Annotated in this window: 17 protein-coding genes and 3 tRNA genes; 11 read left to right on the top strand and 9 right to left on the bottom strand. The window is 48.0% G+C overall.

The window, feature by feature from the left end; genetic code table 11:
- Positions 1 to 40: 40 nt before the first annotated feature.
- Positions 41 to 132: transfer RNA gene (locus HXW94_RS06260), tRNA-Ser, on the bottom strand.
- Between the two features lie 17 nt (positions 133 to 149).
- Positions 150 to 237 (bottom strand) — tRNA-Ser (locus HXW94_RS06255).
- Positions 238 to 683: 446 nt separating this feature from the next.
- Here HXW94_RS06255 and HXW94_RS06250 point away from each other — a divergent pair.
- From HXW94_RS06250 to mutL, 8 genes are read left to right on the top strand one after another with little or no spacing between them, the layout of a single operon-like run.
- Positions 684 to 1,148: a hypothetical protein gene (locus tag HXW94_RS06250; RefSeq protein ID WP_246293765.1), complete on the top strand. Its 465-nt coding sequence runs from the start codon at positions 684 to 686 to the stop codon at positions 1,146 to 1,148.
- A 6-nt stretch (positions 1,149 to 1,154) separates the two neighbouring features.
- The gene (gene argS / locus HXW94_RS06245; protein WP_178366041.1) at positions 1,155 to 2,840 is read left to right on the top strand and encodes an arginine--tRNA ligase; all 1,686 of its coding nucleotides are present in this window, start codon (positions 1,155 to 1,157) and stop codon (positions 2,838 to 2,840) included.
- Between the two features lie 59 nt (positions 2,841 to 2,899).
- On the top strand, positions 2,900 to 3,667 hold the full coding sequence (locus HXW94_RS06240) for an SPOR domain-containing protein (RefSeq protein ID WP_178366040.1): 768 nt from the start codon (positions 2,900 to 2,902) through the stop codon (positions 3,665 to 3,667).
- A gap of 8 nt (positions 3,668 to 3,675) precedes the next feature.
- Positions 3,676 to 3,963, top strand: a complete 288-nt coding sequence (gatC, locus tag HXW94_RS06235) for an Asp-tRNA(Asn)/Glu-tRNA(Gln) amidotransferase subunit GatC (RefSeq protein WP_178366039.1) — start codon at positions 3,676 to 3,678, stop codon at positions 3,961 to 3,963.
- Positions 3,964 to 3,997: 34 nt separating this feature from the next.
- Positions 3,998 to 5,467 carry an Asp-tRNA(Asn)/Glu-tRNA(Gln) amidotransferase subunit GatA gene (gene gatA, locus HXW94_RS06230; protein ID WP_178366038.1) on the top strand — a complete coding sequence of 490 codons (1,470 nt, stop codon included), beginning with the start codon at positions 3,998 to 4,000 and terminating at the stop codon, positions 5,465 to 5,467.
- Between the two features lie 53 nt (positions 5,468 to 5,520).
- Positions 5,521 to 5,664 carry a GxxExxY protein gene (locus HXW94_RS06225; protein WP_281357812.1) on the top strand — a complete coding sequence of 48 codons (144 nt, stop codon included), beginning with the start codon at positions 5,521 to 5,523 and terminating at the stop codon, positions 5,662 to 5,664.
- 48 nt (positions 5,665 to 5,712) lie between these two features.
- Positions 5,713 to 5,904: a hypothetical protein gene (locus HXW94_RS06220; RefSeq protein WP_178366037.1), complete on the top strand. Its 192-nt coding sequence runs from the start codon at positions 5,713 to 5,715 to the stop codon at positions 5,902 to 5,904.
- On the top strand, positions 5,901 to 7,838 hold the full coding sequence (gene mutL, locus HXW94_RS06215) for a DNA mismatch repair endonuclease MutL (protein ID WP_178366036.1): 1,938 nt from the start codon (positions 5,901 to 5,903) through the stop codon (positions 7,836 to 7,838). Before HXW94_RS06220 ends, mutL begins: the two co-directional genes overlap by 4 nt.
- A 72-nt stretch (positions 7,839 to 7,910) precedes the next feature.
- On the opposite strand, the gene HXW94_RS06210 is transcribed toward mutL, so the two are convergent.
- The 4 genes from HXW94_RS06210 to HXW94_RS20300 form a co-directional block, all read right to left on the bottom strand.
- Positions 7,911 to 8,243, bottom strand: a complete 333-nt coding sequence (locus HXW94_RS06210; RefSeq protein WP_178366035.1) for a type II toxin-antitoxin system HicB family antitoxin — start codon at positions 8,241 to 8,243, stop codon at positions 7,911 to 7,913.
- Positions 8,240 to 8,494 carry a type II toxin-antitoxin system HicA family toxin gene (locus tag HXW94_RS06205; RefSeq protein WP_178366034.1) on the bottom strand — a complete coding sequence of 85 codons (255 nt, stop codon included), beginning with the start codon at positions 8,492 to 8,494 and terminating at the stop codon, positions 8,240 to 8,242. Before HXW94_RS06205 ends, HXW94_RS06210 begins: the two co-directional genes overlap by 4 nt.
- A 111-nt stretch (positions 8,495 to 8,605) precedes the next feature.
- The gene (locus HXW94_RS06200; protein WP_178366033.1) at positions 8,606 to 8,947 is read right to left on the bottom strand and encodes a helix-turn-helix domain-containing protein; all 342 of its coding nucleotides are present in this window, start codon (positions 8,945 to 8,947) and stop codon (positions 8,606 to 8,608) included.
- Entirely contained in the window at positions 8,931 to 9,182 is a 252-nt protein-coding gene (locus HXW94_RS20300) for a type II toxin-antitoxin system RelE family toxin (protein ID WP_178366032.1), read from the bottom strand. Before HXW94_RS20300 ends, HXW94_RS06200 begins: the two co-directional genes overlap by 17 nt.
- A gap of 81 nt (positions 9,183 to 9,263) precedes the next feature.
- Between HXW94_RS20300 and HXW94_RS19830 the strand changes: the two genes are divergently transcribed.
- The 3 genes from HXW94_RS19830 to HXW94_RS06185 all read left to right on the top strand — a co-directional run bounded on the left by HXW94_RS19830 (position 9,264) and on the right by HXW94_RS06185 (position 12,407).
- Positions 9,264 to 9,386, top strand: coding sequence for a hypothetical protein (locus HXW94_RS19830; protein WP_281357811.1), 123 nt, complete (start codon positions 9,264 to 9,266; stop codon positions 9,384 to 9,386).
- 78 nt (positions 9,387 to 9,464) lie between these two features.
- The gene (locus HXW94_RS06190) at positions 9,465 to 11,093 is read left to right on the top strand and encodes an FG-GAP-like repeat-containing protein (protein ID WP_178366031.1); all 1,629 of its coding nucleotides are present in this window, start codon (positions 9,465 to 9,467) and stop codon (positions 11,091 to 11,093) included.
- Positions 11,094 to 11,324: 231 nt separating this feature from the next.
- The gene (locus HXW94_RS06185; protein WP_178366030.1) at positions 11,325 to 12,407 is read left to right on the top strand and encodes a TonB-dependent receptor; all 1,083 of its coding nucleotides are present in this window, start codon (positions 11,325 to 11,327) and stop codon (positions 12,405 to 12,407) included.
- Positions 12,408 to 12,921: 514 nt separating this feature from the next.
- On the opposite strand, the gene HXW94_RS06180 is transcribed toward HXW94_RS06185, so the two are convergent.
- The 3 genes from HXW94_RS06180 to tadA all read right to left on the bottom strand — a co-directional run bounded on the left by HXW94_RS06180 (position 12,922) and on the right by tadA (position 14,786).
- A tRNA-Pro gene (locus HXW94_RS06180) sits at positions 12,922 to 12,998 on the bottom strand.
- Positions 12,999 to 13,045: 47 nt separating this feature from the next.
- Positions 13,046 to 14,332, bottom strand: a complete 1,287-nt coding sequence (locus HXW94_RS06175) for an adenylosuccinate synthase (protein WP_178366029.1) — start codon at positions 14,330 to 14,332, stop codon at positions 13,046 to 13,048.
- The gene (gene tadA / locus HXW94_RS06170) at positions 14,295 to 14,786 is read right to left on the bottom strand and encodes a tRNA adenosine(34) deaminase TadA (RefSeq protein ID WP_178366028.1); all 492 of its coding nucleotides are present in this window, start codon (positions 14,784 to 14,786) and stop codon (positions 14,295 to 14,297) included. The genes HXW94_RS06175 and tadA overlap by 38 nt, the downstream gene beginning before the upstream one ends.
- Positions 14,787 to 14,825: the final 39 nt, after the last annotated feature.

The following is a 14,825-nucleotide window of genomic DNA, read 5'->3' as shown; positions in this document are numbered from 1 at the left end:
CTGAAACCCATATCTGATTCCAGCCCGTATCGTTTGTCTGTGGCGGAGAAGGAGAGATTCGAACTCTCGGATCAGGTTTCCCCAACCACTCGCTTAGCAGGCGAGCACCTTCAGCCACTCGGTCACTTCTCCATAAGTTGTTCTTTTTTTGGCGGAGGAGGTAGGATTCGAACCCACGAGGCTTTAACACCTAACGGTTTTCAAGACCGCCGCCTTCAGCCGCTCGGCCACTCCTCCAAAAATCAACCCGCGTAATATAACACCCCATCGCTGATGGGTCAATTAAAAAATTTGTTTAATTCTGTGATTGACAGGGGAATTGGTTGGACTATATTAAGAAGTTTGAACTTAGCGCCCTTCGGGCGGGGTAGTGGGTAGTGGGTGCTGGGTGCTGGGTGCTGGGAAATGGAAATTCCTATACTACAAGTTAATGGGTCAACAACCCCTCGGCTAAAGACCGAGGGCCTTGAAAAGGCCCCAAAGTTGACCAGTCTAAGTGCTTCGAGTACTACGTTAGATCGGAAACAGGTACCCTTAACATTAAAACAGTGGACAAAACAGTACAGGGCATTAGCTGGAAATATTGCAGGCTGCTTCACGCATCTGACGGTTATTCCTACAATACGACATGCTAAGGTCCGGTACCTGGACTACTAAATTATTATAAGGAGGGCGGCAATTCCTTGCCGCATTTTATGAAACAGAAAATCAGGTTTGAAAAAAATATAAAGGACAACATACTCACTGTCCTTGAATCTGCCGAGGTGGATCCCGGTGTGGTTTTGCCTTTGCATGAAGAAGACTATGACCTTGACGCCATCAGTGCGGCGTGCAAAGAGGGGTTTGATGCGTTTCTTGCCGTATTTCGCCGCCGCAGTTTTTTTCCCACCAGGGATCTGTCCGAAAGGCTATTTGAAAACGCTGTTGACTTTTTTGCCGATCCTGAAACGGATAAGATGGTCATTGACTATAATGATGTGGACACATTGCCCGGCGAAGAAGACTTTTCCCTTGAAGAGGAAGATGTGGAGATCGATTCACTATTAGATGAAGATGGGGACACCAAAGAAGACGAGATCAAAGAAATTGATTCCGAGGACGATACCCCTAAATTTACCCCTGAAGATACTTCTGAACACGAGAATTAATTTTTTATGAAAACAGAAATTAGAACCATGGTCCTGGATGCGCTTCGCACGGCCTTTGAAAAGGGTCTGCTGCCGTCTGACCAGGTCCCTGAATTTGAGGTTGAAACCCCGAAATATGAAGGCCAGGGCGATTTTTCAACCAATATTGCCATGGTATCGGCAAAACTGCAGAAAATGGCCCCGGCAAAAATTGCCGAGCGTCTTGTTGCGTCCATGTCTGACAGTACTCATACCCCTTTGGGCCGGGTACTGGAAAAAACAGAGGTGGCCGGCCCCGGATTTATCAATTTCTTTTTATCCCCCGGCGCCTGGCACCCGGTGGTGGACCAGGTATTGAACCAGGATAGATCCTTTGGTGCGTCTGAAATGGGTGCCGGAGAACGGGTCCAGGTTGAATTTGTATCGGCCAATCCCACGGGCCCGCTGCATGTCGGTCACGGCCGGGGTGCTGCTGTGGGGGATGCCGTTGGCAATATTCTTTCCTTTGCAGGCTTCAATGTGCAAAAAGAATATTATATTAATGATTCCGGTCGCCAGATCAGAACCCTTGGTACATCGGTGTGGCTGCGGCTGCAGCAGATGCAGGGAACACCGGTGGATTTTCCCCAGGACTGCTACCAGGGCGACTATATCCGCGACATTGCCCAAGAGCTGCTTGATACCCGGGGAAAAGACCTTGCTGATACCGATGAAAAACAGGGCATTGAGATCTGTGCGCGATTTGCCGCCGGCAAGATTCTGGCCGGGATTCGGTCTGATTTAGATGATTTCGGTGTCCGGTTTGACAACTGGTTCAGTGAGCAAAGCCTTTATGATTCGGGCCGGGTCCAAACCGCCATTGAAAATTTTAAAGAAAAAGATCTGATTTACGAAAAAGACGGGGCCCTTTGGTTTCGTACGGAAAAATTCGGAGATGAAAAGGACCGGGTGGTGGTACGCAACAACGGACTGACCACGTATTTTGCATCGGACATCGCCTACCATGATGAAAAATTTGAGCGCGGGTTTGACCGTGTCATTGATGTCTGGGGGGCGGACCACCATGGATATATCAAGCGTATTGATGCCGCCGTGGTGGCCACAGGACGACAAAGCGAACAATTTGATGTGATCCTGGTTCAGCTGGTCAATCTGCTGCGGGACGGAAATCCCGTGCAGATGTCCACCCGGGCCGGAGAATTTGTAACGCTTAAGGACATTGTGGATGAGGTGGGAAAAGATGCTGCGCGGTTCATGTTTTTAAGCCGCAGTTATGATTCAGGTCTTGATTTTGATCTGGAACTGGCCAAAAAGAAGAGTGCCGATAATCCTGTCTATTATGTGCAGTACGTCCATGCCCGGATTACCGGAATTTTAAACAAGGCAAAGGAGGAAGGCCTCATTGACCAGACGGATTTCAACGTCGGCATTAATCTTAAGAAACTTGTGGCCGAAGAGGAGCTCAAGCTGATCAAGCAGGTTGCAGGGTTCCGGGAGCAGGTGGAAAAAAGTGCGCAAACGCTTCACCCCCATGTGATTTTTACCTATCTGATGACCTTGGCTGCAGCCTTTCATGCCTATTACAACCACCATAAGGTAATCATGGCGGATAAACCACTCTCCCTGGCCAGACTTTCCCTGGTTCTGGCGGTTAAAAAAGTGATCCGCAACGGGTTGGCGCTTTTAGGGGTCTCCGCCCCTGAAAGAATGTAGGGGGATTCAAGATTCGTGGTGTTGGAACATATGGCAGGTATTTTTTAATCGGAATCTTGATGTTTGCGCTTGGGATGATTGTGGGCCGGGAATCAAGTCCTGTCTTGTTTGAAACCCGGCCTTTTCAGGAACGCCTTGGCCGAATGGTCAGTGAGCTTTCTGCCAAACTGCCTGAAAAGGGGACGTTGGATCTTAAATTTTACGATGTTCTTGATGAGCCGGTGCATTATCCGGTTAAAGGAAAGGCAGACGATTCCGGGGAAATTACCCCGGCTCCGGAAACGGGGAAAGCGGTTTCAATGACGCCGGCACCGTATCATTCCCAGGCTGAAGAGATCCCTGTCAAGCGCAGTCGAAAACTGGCGACCTGGCACCAGGCCCGGCCGGGTGCCGGCAATGATACGGCCCCGGCCCCGTCAATGAAAAAGAGCGTCTCGGTAAACGCAGTAAACGCAGAGACAAAAGCCGCTGAAAAACAAGCTGTAACCGTACTTGCCCCCAAGGTTTTAAAATCAAAAAGCCAAACGGATAAACAAACAGATCTTGCACCCCAAGAAAACAAGCCTGATGCCGAAAAAGCATCGGCACCGGCCCAAGGTACATACACCATCCAGGTTGCATCATATAAAAATTTAAATGATGCCCTGACCCAGATGGTTCGTTTGAATAAAAAGGGGATTGCCGCCTACCGGGCCGGTGTCAAGATTAACGGGCAGACTTGGTACCGGGTCAGGATCGGCTCCTTTGCCGATTACAAAGCGGCCCGGGCCCGGCTGGAAAAACTTGCCGGTTCAGGTGTTACCGGCATGGTCATTAGAAAGGAATAAAAATAAAAATGAAAATATCACAACAGGAAGTGGAAAAAATGGCCCATCTGGCCCGGCTGGATGTGGATGATGAACTCAAGGAGACCCTGGCAGGGCAGCTCAGTGACATCCTTGATTACATTGATACCCTCAAGGACGTGAACGTAGACGGGGTGACACCGGTGTCCGGGGCGGCATTCATGAACAATGTACTCAGGGAAGATAAACAGGAACCGTCCCCGGGTCCGGATGTGACCCTGGCCAATGCCCCCGAACGTGACCAGGACTTTTATGTGGTGCCGAACGTGGTAAAATAGCCCCGAAAAAAAGACGAAAGCGTAAGGAAATAAAATGAATCTGCATACCCTGACCATTGCCCAGGCCCAGGACCTTCTGGCCAAAAAGGAAATTTCTTCTGTTGACCTGACACGGGCCTTCCTTGACCGTATTGATAAATATGACAACACGATTTCAGCGTTTATCACTGTTGACCCCGGTCTTGCCTTGAAACAGGCGGAACAGGCGGATCAGATGATTGCCAAAGGGAAGAGCCAGGCGTTTACCGGCATCCCCGTGGCCCTGAAAGATGTTTTATGTACAAAGGGCGTAAGAACCACCTGTGCATCTAAAATTCTTGAACATTTTGTGCCCCAGTACGATGCCACAGTGGTGGAGAAGTTTAAAGCCCAAGATGCCGTACTCATCGGCAAGGCCAATATGGATGAATTTGCCATGGGATCTTCCACCGAAAATTCCGCCTTTTTTGTTACCCGCAATCCCTGGGACACAGATCATGTGCCTGGGGGCTCATCCGGCGGATCTGCCGCTGCCGTGGCGGCCCGGTTTTGTGCCGGGGCCGTGGGGACAGACACCGGTGGTTCCATCCGTCAACCCGCCTCCCATTGCGGTGTGGTGGGCCTGAAACCCACCTATGGCCGGGTGTCACGGTTTGGTGTGGTGGCTTATGCGTCATCCCTGGATCAGGTGGGGCCCATTACCCGGGATGTGACGGACGCCGCCATGATGCTTAATCTCATGGGCGGCCATGACCCCAAAGACTCCACCAGTGCACCTGAACAGATGCCTGATTTTACAAAAGGCATTGCCATGTTTAAGGAAAAAGGCCTTTCCGGAATGACGCTGGGTATCCCCAGGGAATTTTTAAATCTTAAAGGCATTGATCCCGAAGTCAAAACAATGTTTGAAAGTGCCCGGAAAACCCTGGAAGGGTTAGGCGTTACCATAAAAGAGATCTCCCTGCCCCATAGCAATTATGCGGTGGCGGCATATTATATTATTGCGCCCTGTGAAGCCAGTGCCAACCTGGCCCGGTTTGACGGGGTGCGATACGGATACCGGGATATGGATTCCGACGATCTCATTGAGATGTACAAGAAAACCAAGTCTAAAGGATTTGGGCCGGAGGTCCAGCGCCGGATTATTATCGGCACCTACTCCCTGTCCTCGGGGTATTATGATGCCTATTACGGCCGTGCCTCCCAGGTCCGGGCCCTGATCATGGATGATTTTAAACGGGCCTTTGACGCATGCGACATTATTCTGTCTCCTGTGGCACCGACGCCTGCCTTTAAAATCGGTGAGAAGGTGGAAGATCCTTTGACCATGTATTTGAGCGATATTTTTACCCTGTCCTGCAACCTGGCAGGTATCCCCGGGATTTCAGTGCCTGCCGGGATTTCTTCCACCGGGCTTCCCATGGGGCTTCAGATGATGTCCCGGCATTTTGATGAAATGTCCCTGATCCGGGCCGGATATGGATTTGAACAGGCTGTGAACCATATTGAATTGCCCGAGTTCTAACCACGGAATACACGGAAGAACACGGAAAATAGGTTTACTTTCAATTAATTATCTTGGAGTTGAAAGCGGTTAAGGATATCGTTTCAGAACATAAAGCGCAGGTTATTAACTACCTGAAAGCAACGAATTTGAAATTAGGATTACTGATCAACTTCGGCAGTCACCCAAAAGTACAGATCGAGCGCTTAGCGCGCTAACTTTCAGTGCTTTCCGTGTCTTCCGTGGTTATAATAAGGAATAATAACATGTCTACTGTCATCCCCCAGGGCACTGCCCTGAAAAAGGCCATTGCATGGGTGTCTGAAAAAAGACAAGCCCAGCCCGAACTGAATGTAAAAAAACTGGCAAATGACGCCTGTCTGCAGTTTGATTTAAGTCCCAAAGACAGCGAGTTTCTACTGCGTTTTGTAAAGGAGAATCCGGATACACCTTCATGAGCAGAATCCGTATTCTTCCTGATATTCTCTCCAACCAGATCGCTGCCGGTGAAGTGGTTCAACGGCCGGTGTCCGTAGTCAAGGAACTGGTGGAAAACGCCATGGATGCCGGGGCGGACAGGATTATTGTGGAGATTGAAAACGGCGGAAAAACCTTAATCCGTGTGTCGGATAACGGGTGCGGGCTTTCCCGGGATGAGGCGGTGCTGGCACTGGAGCGGTATGCCACATCCAAAATTTACACCAAGGAAGACCTGTTTTCCATTTCAACCTTTGGGTTTAGGGGCGAGGCCCTGCCGTCCATGGCGTCTGTATCAAAATTCAGTTTTGTGTCCCGTACAGCGGATAACGTCACCGGGACCCGGGTGGATATGAATGGCGGCAAGCTTTCCGGTGTAACCGATACCGGTGCGCCTGTGGGCACCATGGTGGAAGTCAGGCAACTGTTTTTCAATACCCCGGCCCGGAGAAAATTTTTAAAAAGCGAAAATACGGAATCCGGCCACATTGCCGATGCCCTGGCAGGTCTTGCCATGGGAAATCCCGGGGTGGGATTTCGCCTTGTGGTCAACCGCAGATCCGTCAAGAGCTATCCCCCGGGTCAGAGCCTTTTCCAGCGGGCCCAGATGGTGATGGGTAAGGCGGTGGCGGATCAGCTCTATGAAATGCACTGGCCGGAAACGGATGAAGACGCCGCCGGCGGTTTGCCGGGATTATCTATCCGCGGGGTGTGTGCCAATCCCGGTGTTACCCGCAGTACGGCCAACCGGATTTTTCTGTTCGTCAACCGGCGCCTTGTGTATGACAGAGGGTTGATATCCGCCATGTTCCAGGGGTATCGGGGCAGAATCATGAAGGGGCGGTATCCTGTGGGGGCGGTGTGTGTGGATCTGCCTTGCGACCAGGTGGATGTAAACGTGCACCCGGCTAAACGTGAAATTAAATTTATTACCCCCGGGCCCGTATATAAAGCGTTGTCCCTTGCCGTGGCAAACACCTTGTTCCGTGGTCAGGATGATGAATTGTCCTATGCCAGGGCCGTCATGAATGAAAAGAAGGCCTCCCCAACGCCGCTCCAGGCGGCATTGACATCTGCATCCCTGCCGGAAACAGAAAAAAAAATGGCGCCGGATTTGTTTGAAAGCGCTTCTACCTCTCAGTCGCCGCCTGTATACGACGCGTTTGATTCACCGCCTGAATCCTTTCAGGCCGCTGAACCCCGGGAAAAATCCTGGCCCCCGGCACCAGACACAAAACTGCCCGCCCAGGCCCCTTTGGCTGACCATGAACCTGAAACGCCGGAATCGGGTATGACTACGCCGCTTTCGGCGCCGGAGCCGTTTCAGTCAACCCAGTCCGGTTTTCGGGTGGTCGGTCAGGTACTCAATATTTATATTGTGCTGGAAAAGGAGAATCACCTGGTATTGGTTGACCAGCATGCCGCTCACGAGCGCATTGTCTTTGAGCAGCTGTTAAACCGCTACAAGCGCATGGATGTCCAGAGTCAATCCCTGGCGGTTCCCGAGGTGCTTGAACTGAGCCACAAGGAAGCCTTGGTCCTTGAATCCATCATGGCGGATCTGGCCGGCCTGGGCATTCGGGTTGAAGCCTTTGGCGGGACATCATTTGTGATAAAGGCCGTGCCTGTACTGGTGGAACAAAAACAGCTAGGCCCCCTGGTGGTGGAAATGGTGGAGAAAATCAGCCGGGCCAACGGTACGGGTATTAAAGATGACTGGCTTGAAGACGCCCTGGCCACCATGGCCTGCCACCGGTCTGTGCGGGGTGGACAGTCCATGTCACTGAAAGAAATGACAGCGCTTGTGGCACAGTTGTTTACCTGTGACAATCCCATGCACTGCCCCCATGGGCGTCCCGTTTTTATCTCCTTTGATGCCCGCAGCCTTGAAAAATTGTTCAAAAGAGTTGTGTGAGATTAATGGTTTTGACCTGATAAGTTGTTTTTTATTTCCGAAATTGGCGTTGTCTCCATGAATTACAGAGTTCTACTCATGGACAACCTGGGCTAAAGTATCTGCCACCCATTTATTTAGACTTTTTCCTGTGTGGGCAGCCGCAGCTGCAATTTGACCATGTAAGGCCGAATCAACCCGAACCACGAATTTCCCTGAAAATGGCCGGTTCGGTTTGCGCCCAGCCTTTTCACAACTTTCAAGATAAAAATTCACGGCATCATGGAAGGCCTCTTTTAATTCAGACACGGATTCCCCGTGAAATCCCACAGTATCACGTATACCGATAATATTGCCGAATAAAATATTATCATCAGGGTCAAACTCAATCCTGGCTGTGTAGCCTTTATATGTAAGTGTATTCATGGGGTTACTCCTGCTCTTTCTAAAAAATCCCTGGCATTTCTGATTTGATATTTTTTCGCTTCTTTCTCTGGATGCGGACGGTGGAAGTCTGCTTTTTCATCATTTAAAAGGAAGGACACTCTTGAGCCCCTGCCTTCAATCGTTTCTGCACCGAGAGCAACGAAAAGAGATTCTATTCTTCGCCATTCCAGAACTCCAGGAATTGGTTTTGAGAAGATGATTGCCAGGGTTTTTTTGTGTTTGCTGTTCATAAATACATTGATACTGTTTTATAGTATCAATGTTAATAAAAAAACAAGACCACCTGGATCAGACTGGCTTTATCCTTGAAATTGGTGTTATATTTCTGGAATTTCTATCGTTTAATCCGTCAAGTGATCGACGGTCAGGTTCATAGCCGCTGCAAGTTTATTCAGCGTGCTGTTTCTTAAATGATTGTTTGCTTTTTCCATTTGTGACAACGCCGCCTGGCTGATTCCGGCTTTTGCGGCAATTTCTTTTTGGGTAAAGCCCAGATGTATCCGCCATGCTTTGACCAGATTGCAGTCTTTATCAACTACAATGGATACTACCTCATGGGGGATCAGCGTATTTTCATCTGTTATCCTTTCGGGAAATGCCTGACGGTATTCATCATACGGAATGACGGCAAATACTGGAACACCGTTTTGTTCGATAATCTGTACATTAGTAGGTTCGTTCATTTCTTTTTTTTACCTCTTCTATGTGAATAATCTCTAACGATTCAGTAAAAAACACCCGCCAATTACCGACCCTGAGACGATAATCATATGGATGATTAACGACGTGCTTTACATGCCGGCAGTTTGGAAAATTTGTTAAGGTGCCTACTGCGTTCTTTATTGTTGAACGGGTTTTCGCATCCTTAATCTTCCTGAGCTGCCGGAGTGCTTTTTTGCGCCATTTAATCTCATTCATGACTTAATTTATATACATGGAGTATAAGAATGTAAAGACGGGATATAAGATTTTGAGATAAAAAACTTATATTTAAGGAAGATGACAGCGCTTGTGGCACAGTTGTTTACCTGTGACAATCCCATGCACTGCCCCCATGGGCGTCCCGTTTTTGTCTCCTTTGATGCCCGCAGCCTTGAAAAATTGTTCAAAAGAGTTGTGTGAGACCGGGGGATGGGATATAAATCTCTCTACTAAGGCTCGGCATCATGTTTAATCTGAATAGGAGTGTAATAAAATCCCATGCGACAATTCATGCAAACATTTTTTGCTTTCAAAATAATAGTTGTTGTTTTAACCTTTTTTACGTTCTGGGCAGCAGCCGGTACGGGATTGTGTCGTGATGCAAAAACCGTGGCGGTTTTCCCCTTTGAAATGAATTCCTCCCAGGATCTTGGTTTCCTGCAGAACGGATTGTTTTCAATGCTCTCCTCAAGGCTGTCCGATGCCGGGAAAGTGGATGTGCTGGACCGGCAAACCATTGATAGCGCCCTGGCCCGGGCAAAGGCAGGCGGACTTGTTAAAGGTGCTTTTAATGAGGGGACTGCCCGGGATCTAGGCGCACAGATGGGGGTGGATTACGTCCTGTTCGGCAGTCTTACCCATTATGGGGAAAGCATCAGTTTGGATGCCTCTATGGTAGATGTTTCAGGACAAAAAGATACCCTGGCTTTTTTTGAGCAGAGCAATGCCATGGGCGATGTTATTCCCCTGGTGAACGCCTTTGCCGGTGATATCAACATGAAGGTGTTTAACCGCAATATTGATAATAAACTGTATGCCCGGCCTCAGGAACAGAATCCGAGCCTTGGGGGGCTGCAGTATGCCGGTGGGGGCGGCATGCCGGCCATGCAGGCAAGTCGGGGATTCACCACCCATCTTAAGATGGATGAGGTGATCCGGGCCATGGCCACCGGGGACCTGAACAAAGACGGCCGTCTTCAGGTTGTTACGGCAACGGATTCCGCACTTCAGATATACCACCTTGAGGGTAATTTGTTTACCCGGGAAATCCAACTGGATTATGCATCCTATTTAAGAATTATCGGGCTGGATGTGGCGGATATTAACGGCAACGGGTATCCGGAGATTTTTGTTACCGCCATGACAATACACCGGCAAACCCTTTCTTCTTTTGTGGTGGAATATAATGGTTCATCATATACAACGCTCCAGGAGGGCCTTTCCTACTATTTCCGGGTGATTGATTCGGTGGATGGCAATCCCGTACTCTATGCCCAGGATAAAGGCAGAGGCCCCTATGCCGGAAAAATTTATATCATGAGCCCGGCGAACAACACCTACCGGGAGGAAAAAGCCATTCGTGTACCCAGGGGAACCTCCGTGCTTTCCCTGGCCAGGGGGCCGGTCCGGGAGAACAGTGGCGATGAATTTTTAAGTATTAACCAGCATCATCGTCTGGTACTCATCAACGATACCGGCTCAGATGAATGGGAAAGTACGGAAAAATACGGAAAGACCAATAATTATTGGATTACAGGAGATCAGGCTGCAGATAGAACTGTCCGGGATCGGGCGTATTTTAATCCCAGAATTAAATTTCATTCCGTGGGCGAGGATCGGAAAAAGAAAGTGTTTCTGATTAAAAACAGTGAATTTGGCGCCGGCTCCCTGGGTCGGATTAAACGGTTCAAGGAGGGGCGTGTTGACGTCATGTCCTGGAACGGTATCGCCCTTGCCCCGGTATTTCAGACCGTGCCCCTGCAGGGCTGGGTCTCTGATTTTGATATTGCCGATATAGACAATGACGGCATCGAAGAGCTGCTGATTTCCGTTGTAACCCGATCCAAGATCGCCATCCTTGCCAAGGATAAAACGTCGAATATTATTTCGTATGAATTGAAAAATTGAAATAATCTACGGCACATTTAAAAACTCGCACAAAGTCACAACGGCCCACTATACATTTGTGACTTTGTGTTTTTTTTATTAGAATAAAATTAGAATTGCTTTAAAAAACAATTGACAAACGCATTAGAATAACATTAAAAGGAAACTTAATATTAGCATCCTGCTTTTAAAAGGAAGGCAGAATGCTATGATTTCAGGCAGTCAAAGTCTTAATTTTAAAAGGAGAAAAAGATGAAAAAAATTATCGTAGCTGTTGCCGCACTTGCGCTGATGGCAGGCTCTGCGTATGCAGCTGATTGGAACTTTTATGGTAACGCCCGTATTAATACATTCTGGACGGATACCGATCGTGAGAATGCTCCTGATCCTGACACGCAGTTCAATGAATACCTTATAAGCATCTCCCGTATTGGTGCCCATGTTAAAGTTTCCGATGAACTGACCGGACGTTTTGAATACGGCGCTGGTGGTGGTAATGCCAACATCCGTCTCCTTTACGGCGAATGGGACTTTGGCGCAGGCAAACTGCTCATTGGTCAGGATTGGGAACCCTTGAATCTAACTGGTTCAAGTCAGGTATATATGCAGGAATCTGCACTTGAGGGGTTTGGTGGTGAAATGGCCGCTGTCCGTGCGCCTCAGATTAAGCTGACTTTCGGTGGTCTTCAGGTTGCTTTTGTTCAAAATGAGGACACGAATGTTAATGATATTAATGGTGTTGGCACTACAACTGATTTTGTTATTCCTAAACTTGAGGTTAAGTATGCGTACACTGTTGACAACTGGAAGTTTACCATGGCTGGTGGTTATCAGACGTTTGATGTTAATATCGGAGCCGTTGATGAAGATGTAACTTCTTGGGGTCTTGGTCTTGATGTTGCTGCAACGTTTGGAGCCTTCAGTTTTAGCGCTCAGGTTAACGGCGGTAGCAACGTTGGCAACATTTGGCTGATTGACGTAGATGATGGTGTGAATAATACTATAGGTAATGGTTATGCTTTGGTATGGAATAACAACGTCATTGATAACGACGCCATTGGTGGCCGTCTTGTCGTCGCTTATACTTTTAATGAAATGTTGGGTGTAGAAGTTGGTTATGGTTACCAGGAGACTGAATACGATGCCTCCATAATAAACGGTGTAAATATAGAAAAAGATGATTCCCAATCTTATTACATTCAGTTCCCCATCACCTTGGCGCCAGGTGTCTTTGTCGTGCCTGAACTCGGTGTTGTTGATTTCAAGGATAGATGGGATGGCCTTGATGAAGATAAACTCACCTACTTCGGCGCCAAATGGCAGATCAACTTCTAATTTAATTTCAGCAAATTTAATTTAGCTAATACTGCCTGATTTTATAAGCGGGCTGGTGAAAACCGGCCCGCTTTTTTGTTTGCCGGTTTCGAACCACGGAAAACACGGAAGGACACGGAAATGTTTTTTTTGAAAAAGGAGCGTTCAACTATAGTTCTTTTCTTTTTTAAACTTAATTTTTATTTATCATTAGTCATGTTTGTTCACCTCGACCAGAAATAAAATAAAAATAAATCAGGATTCCTAACAATTCTAAGTTTATTCTCACACAAAGCTTCGAAGTCACGAAGGCACATAAAGTCGAATAGAAATCTTTGTGTCTTGGTGACTTTGTGCGGGTTTTCAGCTAAGGAATGAGTCTTAAATAACTTGCCCATTTTAAAACAAGCGACCATTGTAAGCCGTACGTTTGAAAATTCTAATTGGGCATCTTATTTCGTACTCATTCCTAAAAAGATTTATATATAGAGAATAGAGGATCTGATAAGGTATGATTTCTGATTCTATCCGTCTGTGGTCGGGATGAGAGGATTTGAACCTCCGACCCCCTCGTCCCGAACGAGGTGCTCTACCAGGCTGAGCCACATCCCGACACATAAAGACGTCCCTTAATATACCAGAATCAAGAAAAAGTCAATTTAGAAAATATTTTCTTTGATAATTGTGGCCTCACGCCCCGGTCCCACGGACACAATTTTAATGTTGACTTCTGATAATTCTTCTATCCGTGCAAGATAAGCTCTGGCGTTTTCAGGCAGATCCTCAAAACTGGTGATATTTGATGTCGGCGCTTTCCATCCGGGATGTGTTTCATACACAGGGGTACAGTTTGCCAGAACATCAATCCGGGCTGGAAAATGTTGAATCATTTTTTCCGAATATTCATAGCCGGTGCAGATTTTAATTTCATCCAGGTCATCCAGAACATCAAGTTTGGTGATGGCAAGCCCGGTCAGGCTGTTCAGGCGAACGGCATTTTTTAATATCACCATGTCCAGCCATCCACAGCGCCGTTTACGTCCGGTCGTGGCGCCGAATTCAGCCCCGGTTTTTTGAATTTGCTCACCGGTTTCATCAAATAATTCCGTTGGAAAGGGGCCTGCGCCCACCCGGGTGGTGTATGCCTTGACAATGCCGATAATTTCATGGAGTTGTCCAGGCCCCACGCCGCAGCCGCTTGCCGCGTTGGCTGAAACCGTTGTGGAAGAGGTGACAAAGGGGTAAGTGCCATGTTCAATGTCAAGGTGTGTGCCCTGGGCACCTTCAAATAAAATCTGCTTACCCTGCCGGATGCCCTGGTCAAGGGATACGGAAACATCTGAAATATAGCGAAGAAACCGATCCCGGATCGTTTCAAACTGATCAATAATAAGTGCCGGGTCCATGGGATCGGTTTTGAAATACTCTTTCAGGTAAAAATTCTTTTCCGCCATGACCGTCTGAACTTTTTCCTTGAACAGATCAAAATCAAGAAGATCACAGAACCGGATGCCCACGCGGGTTGCTTTATCTTCATAGCAGGGGCCGATCCCGCGACCGGTGGTGCCGATTTTATCCTTTCCTTTCTTTATTTCCCGGGCTTTGTCGATCTCCTGGTGATAGGGCATGATGAGATGGGCACGATTACTGATTTCCAGCATGTTGGGGGACACATCAATATTATTATCCGTCAGATAATCGAGTTCTTCCAGCAATACAAAAGGGTCAACCACCACACCATTGCCGATAAAACATTTTTTCTGTTGAATTATCCCGGAGGGGATCAGGTGGCTGATAATTTCTTTTCCGTTGACCACCATGGTGTGCCCTGCATTGTTTCCCCCCTGGAACCTGACCACATAATCCGCGTGTTCGCTGAGCAGATCGACAATTTTTCCTTTTCCTTCATCACCCCACTGGGTGCCCACAACAACTGTGTTTGTCACGGTTTCTCCTTTTTTCCTCAAAAAAACTTTTAATAATATGTCTTGTCTGTTTTTCGCATATGCCCTGAATGATTTCAGGTTGATGATTCAGTCTTTCATCCGACCCCATTTGGTAGAGAGAGACCGCAGCCCCCCATTTGGGATCCGGCGCCCCGAATACCACCCGCTGAATTCTGGCATGGATGATTGCCCCCATGCACATGATGCATGGCTCTATGGTCACATAAAGCGTTGTTCCGGGCAGGCGATAGTTATTCATGCGCCTGCAGGCCGAACGAATGGCCTTGATTTCAGCATGGCTTGTGGGATCGCTTTCAGATATCGGGCAGTTATATCCCTGTCCGATTACCTTACCGGCCCGGTCCACCACGATGGCCCCAACAGGTACTTCGTCATGTTTTTCGGCTTTTTTTGCCTCATACAGGGCATGCATCATGTAATATTCATCGTTCATAATTCGACCCTACCTTATATAAGCCTTTTTACATCAGGT

The organism is Desulfobacter latus (assembly GCF_013389365.1).
GTDB classification, from domain to species: Bacteria; Desulfobacterota; Desulfobacteria; order Desulfobacterales; family Desulfobacteraceae; genus Desulfobacter; species Desulfobacter latus.
The sequence above is the reverse complement of the archived record's forward strand: the minus strand, read 5'-3'. Positions and strand labels throughout refer to the sequence as shown.

Excerpts from the sequence above, each read along its gene's own strand:
- argS (WP_178366041.1), top strand. The coding sequence starts at position 1,155 with ATGAAAACAGAAATTAGAACCATGGTCCTGGATGCGCTTCGCACGGCC.
- HXW94_RS06240 (WP_178366040.1), top strand. The coding sequence starts at position 2,900 with ATGTTTGCGCTTGGGATGATTGTGGGCCGGGAATCAAGTCCTGTCTTG.
- gatC (WP_178366039.1), top strand. The coding sequence starts at position 3,676 with ATGAAAATATCACAACAGGAAGTGGAAAAAATGGCCCATCTGGCCCGG.
- gatA (WP_178366038.1), top strand. The coding sequence starts at position 3,998 with ATGAATCTGCATACCCTGACCATTGCCCAGGCCCAGGACCTTCTGGCC.
- HXW94_RS06220 (WP_178366037.1), top strand. The coding sequence starts at position 5,713 with ATGTCTACTGTCATCCCCCAGGGCACTGCCCTGAAAAAGGCCATTGCA.
- mutL (WP_178366036.1), top strand. The coding sequence starts at position 5,901 with ATGAGCAGAATCCGTATTCTTCCTGATATTCTCTCCAACCAGATCGCT.
- HXW94_RS06210 (WP_178366035.1), bottom strand. The coding sequence starts at position 8,243 with ATGAATACACTTACATATAAAGGCTACACAGCCAGGATTGAGTTTGAC.
- HXW94_RS06205 (WP_178366034.1), bottom strand. The coding sequence starts at position 8,494 with ATGAACAGCAAACACAAAAAAACCCTGGCAATCATCTTCTCAAAACCA.
- HXW94_RS06200 (WP_178366033.1), bottom strand. The coding sequence starts at position 8,947 with ATGAACGAACCTACTAATGTACAGATTATCGAACAAAACGGTGTTCCA.
- HXW94_RS20300 (WP_178366032.1), bottom strand. The coding sequence starts at position 9,182 with ATGAATGAGATTAAATGGCGCAAAAAAGCACTCCGGCAGCTCAGGAAG.
- HXW94_RS19830 (WP_281357811.1), top strand. The coding sequence starts at position 9,264 with ATGACAGCGCTTGTGGCACAGTTGTTTACCTGTGACAATCCCATGCAC.
- HXW94_RS06190 (WP_178366031.1), top strand. The coding sequence starts at position 9,465 with ATGCGACAATTCATGCAAACATTTTTTGCTTTCAAAATAATAGTTGTT.
- HXW94_RS06185 (WP_178366030.1), top strand. The coding sequence starts at position 11,325 with ATGAAAAAAATTATCGTAGCTGTTGCCGCACTTGCGCTGATGGCAGGC.
- tadA (WP_178366028.1), bottom strand. The coding sequence starts at position 14,786 with ATGAACGATGAATATTACATGATGCATGCCCTGTATGAGGCAAAAAAA.